Here is a 13,688-nt window from a genome sequence, read left to right on the forward strand (position 1 = left end):
TTTTATTAAGCTTTGATGAGACGTTTGAAAAGCAATATTAGTAAATTCTTTGTCGAGACATATTCCCTGTATTTGCGGATGTATTGGCTAGCCACGTACAACCGGTCTTTCAAGGGGAGGCGATAGGATAGCCAGGCCGCTGCGTCGAGCATCTGGAAAAGGTATTTATCTATGGTCGCCTTTGTTATCGGATGATCGTTGGCGTAAGCTAGGAGATGATCGCTAACGATAAAATAGCAATCCATGTTTCTCCGGGAGAATCGCCGGGTCATGATTGAGTCTTCCCTGAGCCTCCTCTTGAAAAAGCGGTCGTTTATACGCATTATGCGTCTTGCCTCCAAGTACAATATGCAGGTGAATAATTGATCCTCATGGATGATTCCCGGGAGGAACAGGTTCTTTGTCTGCCTCAAATGGTTCAAGTTTATGAAGTTAAGGCAGGCGGAAGGGGTATAGCATTTGTTATCCAATAGGATATTTAATAGGTCGATGCCGTTGTACAGCTCATTCTCGTCCGTATAGTCGTCACGGTCGTACGTTAGGTTAATCGAGAAGTCATGTTCCTTATTTAGGATATCTGCGTCGAAGAAAACAAAATCAAGGTTGTTCTTCTCGCATTTATCGAGACAGGTCTCCAAGGCCTTCGGCTCAAGATAGTCATCGCTGTCCATAAAATAGATATAGCGTCCGGAAGCGAGCGCAATCCCCCGGTTCCGGGTGGCCGATAGGCCTTGGTTCTCTTGCGAGTATATTTGGATCCGTGTATCTTCTTCCGATAGTTTTTGAATGATATCAAGGCTGGTATCGGTAGATCCGTCATTGATGATGATGATCTCCGTGTCCCGCAAGGTTTGATCCATGATGGAACGCACGGCTTCCTCCACGAATACCTCTGTATTATAAACGGGTATGACGATACTTACTTTTGGGTTTGACATGGCGTGTTCAATGTATGTATTTAAAAAGTTTCATAAAGCTGTAATAAGGCCTTCGCAGTCTTTTCCCATGAGAATTCCTTCACTCTCTCCAGCCCGGAGGCTACTTGCCGGTTGTAGTAATTCGCTTCCTCTTCCAGCCGGAGCAGGGCATTGGCGATTTCCTCTTCCTCAAGAGGGTCTACGAGTATTCCGCTATCCCCGGCGATCTCGGGCATCGCGGACGTGTTGCCGGCTATTACCGGCGTACCACAAGCCATGGCCTCTAGCATCGGTATGCCAAAGCTTTCCCTAAGCGAGGTGTACAGGAAGGCGAAAGCGCCATTGTACAAATAGGCCAGATCTGTATTGGGTATGTAGCCGGGATAGGAGAGATAGGGCTTGATCTCTTCGATCGCTTGCTCCTTTAGTGTCTCGTCCAGCCTTTCTTCCGAAAGGTCGGCTATTAGGAGGGGGCGTTTTATGTGGGATCTACGTAGATATATACTGTATGCCTTTAATGTACGGGGTACGTTTTTCTTGGGGTCAGTATTACCCAGGAAGAAGAGGTAATTGTCTGTTTGTATGTATTTCCGGGTGATAGGCCATAGGGGAGCGGATATCGGGCAGAAATGCTGGCTATAGCCGTTATAAATGGCCATGACTTGATCATCGGGCAAACATAATGCTTTCCGGATACGGTCTCGCTCAAAACGGGATACCGTAATGACTTTCTTACAAAGCGGCAATATGCGGGGAACAACCATGCGGCGGTAATACCAACCCATATTCTGATACCATGACTTATTCCCGCTTTGGCGGGGTTCCAGAAATATGATATCATGCAAGGTCAGTATCAATGGCACGGGGCAATGGATGGGAGCCGTATTGCTGGTACAATGCAACAGGTCTGGCTTTACCTTGGTTAAGGCACGGGGTAAGGCCACTTGTTCCCATAGGGGATAGGTCGGGCATTTTACCTCTATGATACGCATGTTGGCAGACTCTTTCAAGCAATGGTCTTCTCCCGGACTGACAAATATGTAATATTCATTGTTCGTATCCATCTTCTGTAGCTCCCGGATACATTCCAGTGCTACGAAGTCCATTCCGTGCTTGTTCTTTCGGAAGATACGTTGGGCTTCAATCGCTATTCTCATTTTTATTAGAGTGTTTCGTGTGAATGAATCTTTTGGAACCTCCCTTCAGCCTGAAAAGATTAAAGAACATCAAAAGAAAAAGTATCGGTAGACTGGCGATCGCTTTCTTGAAACGCTTATCCACTAGGTAATCCGGTACGGCCAAACTGAAAGTAATACCTAAAAGGATCAATAGCCCCCACCACTTTATCGATAAGGTGAGATCTATCATCGTGAGGAAGCAAGCGAATAACGTGATGAAACCTAGTAGGAGGACCCGGGGAGGCATCATCCATTGGAATAATTTGTCACAATAATCCCAATATCCCTTGAATAGGGCAGAAGGAAGCTGCGAGAGTCCCATGAACAGGTTGTTGGTCTGGGTCGCCAGCCAACGGCGGCGTTGGTTGTAAAAGTCCTTGTTCTTCCTTACTTTCTCATCGTACGTATAAACGTCTTGCAGGTATTCGATATATATGTTTCGTAAGAGTAATTTACGTTCCATGTATTTATCCTCACCGGTATCGTCGATACCTTGGATAAGCTCCTTGAATATGTCATATTCGAATGCCATGCCTGATCCGCTCAAGGCGGATGAGAAGCCTAGTCGTGTATGGCCTTTGCGGAAAATGGAATTGTTGATCTCCTCGCTTACGGCATCGAGTACGGCTGTGTTTGTGTCTCTGTTTTTTGCGACCCGATGTGTCTGTATGACAGAGCAACCGGCATAAAATGCGTCGTTTATCTTATTGATATAATCGTTTTCCACCACATTGTCCGCATCTAATATGATTATATTGTCGTAGACCAAAGAATTGCCCTCTATATATTCGGTGGCTTTTTGTAAGGCTTGTATCTTGGTGCTTTTCTTCATCTCTATTTCAATGACCTTTACGGACATCTCCCGTAAGGTTTTGTTCGTTTCTTCGGTCATGAGGTTCGAGACTACTATTATATCGTATAGCTCTCTTGGATAATCTTGCTTCTGGAAGTTCTGGACTGAATCTATAATGACTTCATCTTCCATATATGCGGGATATAGTACGGCAAAACGGTATTTCCTACTGGCTGTAGGGTAGCTGTAAAGAGGTTTTCGCACCGAGTAGAGTGCGAATATGAACAAATATAAGACCGCAATTAAGAAAAGTAAATACAAGATGGCATCTGTCATCTGGAAAATATATTCTTGCTTTTCCAACCAATCATTCCCTATGTTAATAATCTGTTCTATCATTTTTCTGTTTGTTTGTCGCTTGTGTTTATTGAAATCTGTTTATCCTGATGTATTTCTTTATCAAAATGTTCTCCGTTCAGCACGAATGTCATACCCATAAAAGATATAATCATGGTGGGAAATTGCCCCCAAAATGAATTACCATAGGCACTGACAAACATGCCGAATATACCGCATAGCAATCCTGTCAGCAGGCCTTTTAGCTCAGGGTCCCGTATCCTGAACATCAGGATCCATGCTCCACGTCCAATCGTGATCAGGATCATTCCCATATAGAGCACTAAGCCTATGACTCCGGTTTCTACCCATATCTTTACGTACCATGAGTCGGTAGGGATGGAGGTGGTGAACCGCTTGGACACTTTTACACCCAATCCATCTCCTGACAGGCCAAGACCTTCTCCGAAAGGCCTGTATTTCAAGTATTCGCCCAGCTTTCTCTGGTTTTCTTTACGGACGTTGAGCGAGGCATCCTTAGAGGGGCTAAAGGCGGTACGCATACGCCGGATCATGGAATTATTTTGCCCGATCATCGTAAATGCGAAAAATATGTATACGCTGATAAGCATCAATCCTCCGGCAACCATGGTCTTTGCCTGCTTGCTGATGATGGTATAGAGTGCCAGACCTGCCAAAGGCACGATTATGGCCCCTCGGGTACCCGTGAGAAATAGCGTATAGGTAGCTATAAAGGCAACTATTATGTAATAGGTGCTCAACGCTCTATTCCTCAAATGCAGAGCCGATATCCCAAAGATAAGGATTGTGGCCCCCATATTGGATCCTAGGTTGCTCGCATCCGTAAAAAATGAGAAATAGCGTATGCCGGAATGAATAATGTGGGTGGTATTTCCCTTTAGCCATTCAAGCTCGTATGAGTCGAATCCCCTGTATTTTTGAATGAGGGCTTTCCCGAACGCCAGAAGGGTGAGAACAGACAATAGAAACAATAACGTCTTTAAGGTTTTATATCGTGTACATAATAAAGCGGCGATGACAGAGATAATGAGACCATTGATGATAAGTCCCCTAGATAGTATCCAACCTTCGAGTACCCCGGTTGGGTTGGCTAATTGGGCCACACAATATATCGCCCAGATGAAAGAGGTGATTGTTAATGTATTGATCGCTCTTTTCCATTCGATGTTATGAAACAATATCCCGTGGAGGCATATCATTAACAAGGAAAGCGCATAAAGAAGATCCATAAGGACGCTGATACCTTCTAGGGGAAGATAGCGGGTAATCCCCATAATGAAATAATTGATGATGAATATGACGTATAGGAGCGTTACGGGCATGCGCAATATATAAACACCTAGGATGAAGGCGAATGGCAAGATCGCTATAACCCCACTGATAATGAGGTTGCCTCCCATCAATGAGCCGCAAATACCCCCTAGTCCTATAAACAAGAGTAAATAGAATAAATTGGGGGCGGACAACCTGCTTGTCTGTATGTCATTATATGCCTTCATCATGCGATATCTTATTTTTTCACGGCGGCATCTCTCGCTGTAAGTCCCATATACATCATTTGGTTAGAGATGGTTTTCATGGAACTTATAGGTGGTAATTGCCCTGTGAAATCTTCTACGGCCTCACGAGACGCGTTGTTCAAGTAGATGTATAATAATGAATGCCGTGCCATTTCACGCAGATGTTTCACGTATTCGTCATCACTATATTTCCATACCCGTCGAGCGTTCGCTATCAGAATATTTACATCGGCTTCACTTAACAAATTGGCCGGTAAACTTTCTTTCTGTACGGCCGGGTATTCTAAAAGTAGTATATCAGGTCTCTCTTTTTGTTCCCAGAAAACCTCCGGACTCTTGACCATCAAGTAAGTTGGGCTTAATGGGAAATCAGTTCCTGCCACAAGGTATTGAACACGTAATCCTTGTTCTTCCCAATGCCTTACCATGTATTTGGCGATAAAGCTCTTGCCCTCCTTTTGCTCTATGCTAAGCAGGCTTATGACTAAGGTCTTGTCCTTTCTCAGGTATTGGCTCAGCCGGTTGCACACAAAGGAGGCGGAGATACGGTTGCATATCTTGATAAATCCCCTGTATCGTAACTGGGCGTTTCCATTAAACGCGCCTAATACCGGCAGCTTGGTGAGGCGGCGGGTACGTTCCGCATCCCGAAGCGTACGGTCGAGAAGTTCTACCGCTAGGTTGAAGCCTATAATGAAAATTATGCTGGCTAAAAATGCCGCTATGACGATCAGCATTCGTTTGCTTTTATCACTGAGGAAAGGAAATACCGGCTCGGAGATCGTGGTCAGATTAGCGCTTGTCAGTTGCAAGTCTTTCTGTTTCATCTTGGCCATATTCAATGCGTGTAATACTTGCAGGTAGGATTGCTCCACGATGTTTATCTCACGTTCTTTCCGTTTTATCTGGGTACCTACAGGAGAGTATATCTTGTATTGTTCCTTGAATTTTTCCTCTCTCTGGTTCATTACTTTTAGATTGGCTTCCGCCTTGGTATGGATAAGGGTTTGCCTTAGCCATTCATCCACGAGACCATTGATCGATATACCTTCCTTGCTTTCCTTGTAGCTGTTGATCTGGTTGGTTAGTAATTCAATCTTTTTCTCGGCTTTCTTCAGCTCTTCCCGATATTCTAGTAATTGTTCATCATTTACCTGCTTGTCTTCCGTAGTGAAAATCTCTATTTCCGTGATCTTTCCGTTAATGGTAGAGATTTGATCCAGCGTCTTGATGAATTCATCATTCACGGTCACTAGCTTTGTGCGGGTGTCCATGTATTTATCCAGTTCCTTCAGTATCTTAGCGGAACTCTCAAGGTCTCGCATGTTGGTCTCATAGCGGTTCTCGAAATCTGCGTATGAGCTAGCTATGGCCTTGGTTTGGTCCGTATAGTTGATAACGCTGTTGGCTATATTATATTCGGTGAGATTATCTTCTAATCCCGTTAGCTGAGCGCGTAATTTCTTTAATTCATCCTCATAGTATTTTACGATATCGTTCACTGTTTTATAACGTAATATGTTATAGGAGTTACGTAGTTCCTCGCTGGTCAGCTTGACCGTATTTAACGCTATTCCGGGATCGGATGATTTATAGGATATCTCGATCAGGTCACTATTGCCTAGTCGTTTGATCAATACTTTAGATAATGCGTCATGGCTATAGAAGGGGTTGAAACCGTTTAACAACTCATAGAAGAATCCTCTAGAATTCTCATTTTGGTATTGGGTGAAATTCTCTACTGTTTTGTCTAAAGACTCTTTATCGACAATATCTAGAATCTCCTTGGGAACCATGGCTAATAGAGCCATGTAATTTTTAGCCGTGATGTATGAGTTATCCTCTAGGGAATTTCCATGAATCAGATTCAGGGCGAGTAATTTAAAGGATACTTTTTCTTGGCTACCCTTGGATTGAGTTAAGTTTACGATGTTACTGAATGTGTTATTGATCGATTGCCAATCTTGTCTGGCGTCATCGCTTAAACCTGTCTGGGAGGTAATGCCTGTATAAATACTGGTGGTAACCGTGTAAGTCTTACCTAAAAACTGGGTGAAGTAGATTACCAATGCCGTAATAATGAATGTCCCAAATATCAATTGATACCGGATTCTATATAAAAAACGTGATATATATAAGGTAATATCCATTATTTCATTGATTTATGATCTTTACATTTGTTAGCATCTCTAGTAATGTCACGGCATTGTGTAATGTCACTCGTCCGTCTTGGTAGGTTATATTTGCGCTCGACCGTCTGCTTCGTTCCAAGGATAGGGATATAATGTCTATTTTCCCATTGATGAAATCTTGCTCGGATATTTTCATCTGGGCATTATATAAGGCTGCGGCATCCGATTTGGCCTTTAAGGTAGCCAAAGCTTGCAGTACTTTATTATAAGCTTCCAGTATTTTCAGTTTCCGTTCTTCAATAGACATTTCATATTCATAATCCAATTGACGGAAACGAGCTTTCTTCATCCGTACTTTTTGGCCTCGACTGAACAAGTCTCCGAATGGGATAGATACGGAAATACCAACACTATAGGTCTGTTGATTACTACCTAGACTGGTAAGAAACGAAGGATCTTCAATGGTTTCCCTGGTAGATAATTGTATAATTCTACCATATTGGTATTGACCGTATGTCCTGAAATAATTCAGCCACTCTCTTCTTGTAACCTTCATGTCGGCATTAGCCTCGTCTCTTTTGGCCTCATAAATTTTTACGGAAGGGTGATCATATACGGATTCAAGGAATACGGATAGAGGGGGTAATTGTATTCGTTCGTAATCGTCTAACATTGCTTGTATAGAATCCGATCCCGAAGTTACCTCTATCGTCGTAGCTTTATCGAAATATGTATTTTTCTTTTGAGCTAGAATAAAGATTGAGTTTGTTGTTATAAATAAAAAAATAAATAACTTCTTCATTCAATAATTTTTTGTCATTATACGTCCTCTTTCTGTACGAACGCCGTAAAGGTCTTAATGATGATCTTCATGTCTAGCCAGAAAGAAAATGTATGAGCGTATTTAATATCTAATTGTTTACGTTCCTCCGCAGACATGCTGCCTGAGTTTCCCCGTTTCTCGACTTGCCAAAGACCTGTAAGGCCGGCAGGAGCCATGAAGCGTTGTATGTATTCATCGCTGGTCAATAATTCCGCCTCGTATACGGGAAGAGGACGATTACCAACTATTGACATGTCTCCATTTAATATATTGAATAGCTGGGGGAGTTCGTCAATGCTATATTTCCGGATAATATGGCCGATCTTTGTTATACGGGGATCATTCTCTAATTTGATGAAAGCGTTGGAACGTTCGTGACGCTTTATTTTTAGATAGTCGTTTTCGGGAGTAGCATCATTATCAGAATATAAAATGATATTTTGTTTATTCTCTTTAAAAAAAGAGGTCGCATTCTGTGAATTCACAGAAGTTGATGAAGAGGCCGTGGCCTCTTCATCAATAGATTCCATATACTGATTAAGTTTCTTATATTCAGCCAAGCGCTTGTCCGCGTCCATATACATAGAGCGGAACTTATAAAAATCGAAAACCTTATAGTTGCTGCCTACTCGTTTCGACTTGTAGAAAGCGGGGCCTTTGTCCTCCAGCTTGATCCAAATCACCGTGATGATAAAGATAGGGGAGAGGCAGAGGAGCGCCATGGATGAGAAAATGATGTCGAAGACCCTTTTCCATAAAGGCAGCTTGAAAATGGCGAGATCAGGCTCTTTTATTTGAGGCTTACGCGCTTTTTCCATTCTCTTGCATTTCTCGGCGATACCCAGTAGCTTCACTAAATCTTCCTTAGAGGTAGACTCGGAGATGACACAGTCCGTTCCGGCTTGCAAATAGGATATTTTCTCCTCCCGGGTCATTTCCGGGGCGATTAATACGATATAGATATTTTGAAACGTCTTATGCAAATGCATGATCGCAGGAATGTTTAACGTAGGATCTGTTTTCTCGATGAATACACAATAATCCATTTCCTCGGCAGGAAGAAGCGTGTTTTTCATCTGCAGAAGCGTTATACATTCTATGACCCCGGTGCCTAATGCCTTACGTAAACGTTCGGCCAACGGCACGTTATTACCGAAAAAGACATAATTCATTATCTTAATATTCGTTTTACCCTTACCCTTAATTCCTCTGGATTGAAAGGCTTCAAGATAAAGTCTTCCGCCCCTTCCTCAAACAAACGTATTCTATTTGAGCTGCTCTCTACGCTCGATAGGATCAAGACCGGTATATGGCTGAACATATCGTTCGCTTTTAAATAAACCAAGAATTCCTCTCCGGACATTTCTGGCATATTCAAGTCAGAGATGATCAAATCCGGTAAATTGCCTTCTTGAAGCCAAGCGATCGCTTTCAAAGGATTTTCTTTATAGGATACCTTGTAAGTACTTGATAAATAAAGCATGATTATCTTTGCGATTTCTTGCTTGTCATCCACTAAAAGAACAGATTTCTCCATAGAGTCGTATAATATTGTCGTCTTTTGTTTTATCTATTATGCAAATTTAGGATATTAAATTGAAAAAATCTATGTTTTTCAATTGTTTTTTTGAAAAAACAGTTCGGACTTTGAAAATAGGGGAAACTGCGATTTTTTGATTAAGTTTGTACGCACATAAATGAGATGAGTATTCGAAGATGCGTTGGAGGAAATATATAGATTTTGATGTTATTCATTTATTGGTTGGCGCTATTGTCGGGATGGGCTTGTCCTCTTGCCAGCCGGAGATGCCGGTGATCTCTACGATAACCGTGGAGGCGGATGGCCTGACGGTTCCCGTGAACCCGGATCTGTATGGTTTGACCATTGAGGAGATCAACCACGGGATCGATGGGGGGCTGTACGCCGAGCTGATCCAGAACCGGAGCTTCGAGGATGGCGTGCCACCCTTGAACTGCCCTTACGACGCCGCCCGGAACGTCTTGATTACCCCGAATGGATGGACGATCCCTTTCATGCGGGGAGATTCCGTACCGGGATGGAGGCGGATCGTCCCTAATACACAGATATACCCGGATATGAAGGAGCTGGTGAATGATAAGAACCGGCGGTCGTTGCTCGTGGCCGTATCGACTTCCGGGGAGTCGGGGCGCGGAGGCGTGATAGCCGAGGGATACCGGGGGATACCGATCCGGAAAGGGGAACGATACGATCTATCGTTTTTCGCCAAGGGGGCGAATATGGTGCCCCGTACCATCCGGGTGGCCTTGGAGGACTCGATGGCTAATACGGTCTTGAGCGATGTGTTTCAGGTAGCGCCGCTATACGAGTGGAAACGATACAGGCATACGTTTACGGCTACGGAGGATGCGCCGAACGCGGTCTTGACGATCACGGCCGATACCTCCGCCGTGTTTTGGCTGGATGTGGTATCCCTCTTCCCGGAGGATACGTGGAAGGGACGGAAGAACGGGCTGAGACCGGACTTGGCGGCGCTGGTCGATTCCTTGGCCCCTCGTTTTATCCGTTTCCCCGGAGGCAGTTTCGTGGAGGGGTATACGGCGGGTACGTACCCTATCTGGAGGGAGACGCTGGGCGATATCTCGGAGCGTAAGCATTTCTGGAACGTATGGGCCTATGGTACGACGAACGGCATGGGCTACCACGAGTACTTGCAAATGTGCGAGGATATGGGGGCGGAGCCTATCTACGTTATTAATAGCGGGATCACGAGCCAAAGCCGTCGGCCCCGCTACGAGGATATCACGGCGATGGATAAGCTCACGGGAGATGCCTTGGACGCTATCGCCTACGCGAACGCCCCGGCGGATTCCCTGCCGGGCGCCCTGCGTGCGAGGAACGGGCATCCGGAACCTTTCAACTTGAAGTATGTCGAGATCGGCAGCGAGAACTATGGCGGGGAGTATTTCAGGCGCTTTGAGCTTTTCCGCAAGGCGATCAAGGAGGCCTATCCGGAGATTACCGTTATCAGCAGTTCGCCCCTCACGAAGCGAGGCCGTAGCGAGTGGGTGGATTCCCATTATTACGCCGGGGAGCATTTCTTCCTCTCGAACGCCAGCAGGTTTAATAGCGACCGGTATTCCCGACGTTCGCCGGCGGTGTTTATCGGGGAGTTCGGGACGACGGAGCGGCCCTTGGCCGGTACGCTCCGGGCGGCGGTGGCCGAGGCCTGTTTCTTGGTCGGGGCGGAGGAGAACCCGGATATGGTACGCCGCTTGGCGTATGCCCCGGTATTGGGCAACGCCGGGTTCGAGAACCAGCGCCATCCGTTGATCTCTTTCAACACCCATCAGGCGGTGGTCTCTCCTTCCTACCATTTATTAAAGATGTTTACCCGCCATCGGGGGGATGAGGTGCTGAAGACGATCGTGGATACCTACGAGAAGCCACAGGTACGTACGGGCCGGGCGGGCGTAGAGATGTTTGATAATAGCTATGAGTTCAAGGACGTGCGGATCGACGGCGTGCCCGTATCGGATATATCCGTGATGAGCGGGGGGTGGAAGGTCCCGGAGGCTGGTACGTTGGTGCCGGAGGCCAACCGGTGGAACCAGGTATTGTTCGGCGACTCTACGAGCTACGCCTATGAATATACGGCTACCGTCCGGCGTACGAAAGGTAGCGGGCAGATACAGCTTCGCCTCCGCGACAACGGGCGGACGGGCGAGCAGGCGGATTATATCGCCTTTACGATCGGGGCGGGAACGAGCGAGCTGTACCATCAGGTAGGTGGCGTGAAGGATAGCTTGGTCTCTCCCGTGCGCTTCCCTTTTGAGAGTAACCGGTGGTATACGGTTCGCATGACGTGCGAGTACGAGCGCGTCCGTTGCTATGTGGACGGCGTATTGCTGTATGAGGTGGATATGCGTCCGATCCCGTCGTTGGTATCCGTCGCTACCCTCGACAAGGAGAACCGGGTGATTTACTTGAAGGTCGTGAATACGACCCGCCACGAGGAGAAGACCTCTTTGCGTATCGAGGGAGTTAATATCCGTAACGAGGCGGAGCTGATCCAATTGAGAGGGGAGCCGGAGGCTCGTAATACGTTTGAGAACCCGGGGACCGTAACGCCTGTCACCGAGCCTATCGTATTCCCGATGAGCGGCCTGCTTATCTATAATTTCCCGCCTAATTCAGTGACGATCTTGAAATTATACATGGAGTAGGTCAGATAGGGCAGGAGGGCCGGTACACTTTATCTGTATTTATCCTAACTTCGCGGCGACTTTAACAAAAAAAATGTGTTATGGAACCAATGCATAAGATAAACAAGGTAGAGCTCCGGAGCTTGCAGCTTGAGGACTATACGCAGTTGTCGCAATCTTTCAAGAGGGTATACGCCGACAAGGATGTTTTCTGGACCCGCAAGCAGATCGAGACGTTGATACGGATATTTCCCGAGGGACAGGTCGTGACGCTGGTGGATGACCGGATCGTAGGATGCGCCCTCTCCATCATCGTGGATTATGACATGGTGAAAGGGGATCATACCTACGCCAAGGTAACGGGCAACGAGACGTTCAACACGCATAACCCGAACGGGAATATATTATATGGTATAGAGGTGTTCATCCATCCGGACTACCGGGGCCTCCGGCTGGCCCGCCGTATGTACGAGTACCGGAAGGAGCTGTGCGAGAAGTTGAACCTGAAGGCGATCATGTTCGGCGGACGTATCCCGAACTATTATAAATACGCCGATCATATGCGTCCGAAGGAATACATCGAGAAGGTGCGCTCACGTCAGATCTACGACCCGGTGCTCACCTTCCAGCTCTCCAACGATTTCCACGTGCGGAAAGTGATGATGAACTATTTGCCGAACGACGAGGAGTCGAAACATTGCGCTACCCTGCTGCAATGGGATAATATCTATTACCAGCCGCCTACGACGGATTACGTGGATAAGAAGACAACCGTGCGTGTCGGTCTGGTACAATGGCAGATGCGGCCTTATAAGACATTGGACGACGTGTTCGAGCAGGTGGAGTTCTTCGTCGACGCCGTGTCCGATTACAAGAGCGACTTCGTCCTTTTCCCCGAGTATTTCAACGCTCCGCTGATGGCTAAGTTCAACCATCTGGGGGAGGCGCAGAGTATCCGTGGGCTGGCCCAGTACACCGAGGAGATCCGTGAGCGATTCGTGAACCTCGCCATCAGTTACAATATCAATATCATCACCGGTAGTATGCCTTTGCTGAAGGAGGACGGGGCGCTATATAACGTGGGATACCTGATCCGTCGTGACGGCTCCTACGAGATGTACGAGAAGGTACATGTCACCCCGGACGAGCAGAAGAGCTGGGGACTCTCGGGCGGGAAGATGGTGAAGACGTTTGATACGGATTGCGCCCGGATCGGCGTGCTGATCTGCTATGACGTGGAATTCCCGGAGCTTTCCCGTATCATGGCCGACCAAGGGATGCAGATACTCTTCGTGCCTTTCCTTACGGATACGCAGAACGGTTACTCTCGGGTTCGTGTGTGTGCTCAAGCCCGGGCGATCGAGAATGAGTGCTTCGTGGTGATAGCGGGCAGCGTGGGCAACCTGCCTCGTGTACATAATATGGATATACAGTACGCCCAGTCGGGTGTGTTCACGCCTTGCGATTTCGCTTTCCCTACCGATGGCAAGCGTGCGGAGGCAACCCCGAATACGGAGATGATCCTTGTATCGGACGTGGACCTTGATTTGCTCAACGAGTTGCATACGTATGGTAGCGTGCGTAACCTTCGGGACCGTCGCCACGACTTGTATGAGTTGAGGGTAAAAAAACAGTAGTGTTTGCGGTTGAACACAATAGTATTCATGGCTGAACCCAGTAGTGTTCGCTATTAAACACAATTATATTCGCCGGAAGAATGCAGTAGGGGCGGGATCTGTCCGCCCTCCCGTGCCGTGTATGC

10 protein-coding genes are annotated in these 13,688 nt (G+C 46.5%); 2 read left to right on the forward strand and 8 right to left on the reverse strand.

Translation table 11 applies throughout. The annotated features are described in order from the left end of the window. Nucleotides 1–5 precede the first annotated feature (5 nt). The 8 genes from D7V92_RS15620 to D7V92_RS15655 are packed head-to-tail and all read right to left on the reverse strand — an operon-like array spanning nt 6 to nt 9,278. Nucleotides 6–938, reverse strand: a complete 933-nt coding sequence (locus tag D7V92_RS15620; RefSeq protein WP_121773251.1) for a glycosyltransferase — start codon at nt 936–938, stop codon at nt 6–8. 20 nt (nt 939–958) lie between these two features. Continuing rightward, nucleotides 959–2,074, reverse strand: coding sequence for a glycosyltransferase family 1 protein (locus tag D7V92_RS15625; RefSeq protein WP_121773252.1), 1,116 nt, complete (start codon nt 2,072–2,074; stop codon nt 959–961). Beyond that, a complete protein-coding gene (locus tag D7V92_RS15630; protein ID WP_036614231.1) occupies nt 2,058–3,287 on the reverse strand; it encodes a glycosyltransferase family 2 protein in 1,230 nt (409 codons plus the stop codon). The genes D7V92_RS15625 and D7V92_RS15630 overlap by 17 nt, the downstream gene beginning before the upstream one ends. Further along, nucleotides 3,284–4,768: an O-antigen ligase gene (locus D7V92_RS15635; protein WP_227805491.1), complete on the reverse strand. Its 1,485-nt coding sequence runs from the start codon at nt 4,766–4,768 to the stop codon at nt 3,284–3,286. Before D7V92_RS15635 ends, D7V92_RS15630 begins: the two co-directional genes overlap by 4 nt. 8 nt (nt 4,769–4,776) lie before the next feature. Continuing rightward, nucleotides 4,777–6,936, reverse strand: a complete 2,160-nt coding sequence (locus D7V92_RS15640) for a hypothetical protein (protein WP_121773253.1) — start codon at nt 6,934–6,936, stop codon at nt 4,777–4,779. Nucleotides 6,937–6,940: 4 nt separating this feature from the next. Further along, complete coding sequence (locus D7V92_RS15645) at nt 6,941–7,720, reverse strand: TolC family protein (protein WP_036614226.1); 780 nt, start codon at nt 7,718–7,720, stop codon at nt 6,941–6,943. Nucleotides 7,721–7,737: 17 nt separating this feature from the next. Then, the gene (locus D7V92_RS22515; RefSeq protein ID WP_121773254.1) at nt 7,738–8,913 is read right to left on the reverse strand and encodes a sugar transferase; all 1,176 of its coding nucleotides are present in this window, start codon (nt 8,911–8,913) and stop codon (nt 7,738–7,740) included. After that, nucleotides 8,913–9,278 (reverse strand): PleD family two-component system response regulator, encoded by a 366-nt coding sequence (locus tag D7V92_RS15655; RefSeq protein ID WP_005856577.1) that lies wholly within the window; start codon nt 9,276–9,278, stop codon nt 8,913–8,915. Before D7V92_RS15655 ends, D7V92_RS22515 begins: the two co-directional genes overlap by 1 nt. A 179-nt stretch (nt 9,279–9,457) precedes the next feature. On the opposite strand from D7V92_RS15655, the gene D7V92_RS15660 reads away from it, so the two are divergent. Together D7V92_RS15660 and D7V92_RS15665 are read left to right on the forward strand one after the other, a co-directional pair. Next, the gene (locus D7V92_RS15660) at nt 9,458–11,947 is read left to right on the forward strand and encodes an alpha-L-arabinofuranosidase C-terminal domain-containing protein (RefSeq protein WP_121773255.1); all 2,490 of its coding nucleotides are present in this window, start codon (nt 9,458–9,460) and stop codon (nt 11,945–11,947) included. Nucleotides 11,948–12,027: 80 nt separating this feature from the next. Next, a complete protein-coding gene (locus tag D7V92_RS15665) occupies nt 12,028–13,563 on the forward strand; it encodes a carbon-nitrogen hydrolase family protein (protein WP_022192108.1) in 1,536 nt (511 codons plus the stop codon). The last annotated feature ends 125 nt before the right edge of the window (nt 13,564–13,688 follow it).

It is taken from the genome of Parabacteroides sp. CH2-D42-20 (assembly GCF_003670185.1).
In the GTDB taxonomy this organism is placed as follows: domain Bacteria; phylum Bacteroidota; class Bacteroidia; order Bacteroidales; family Tannerellaceae; genus Parabacteroides; species Parabacteroides distasonis.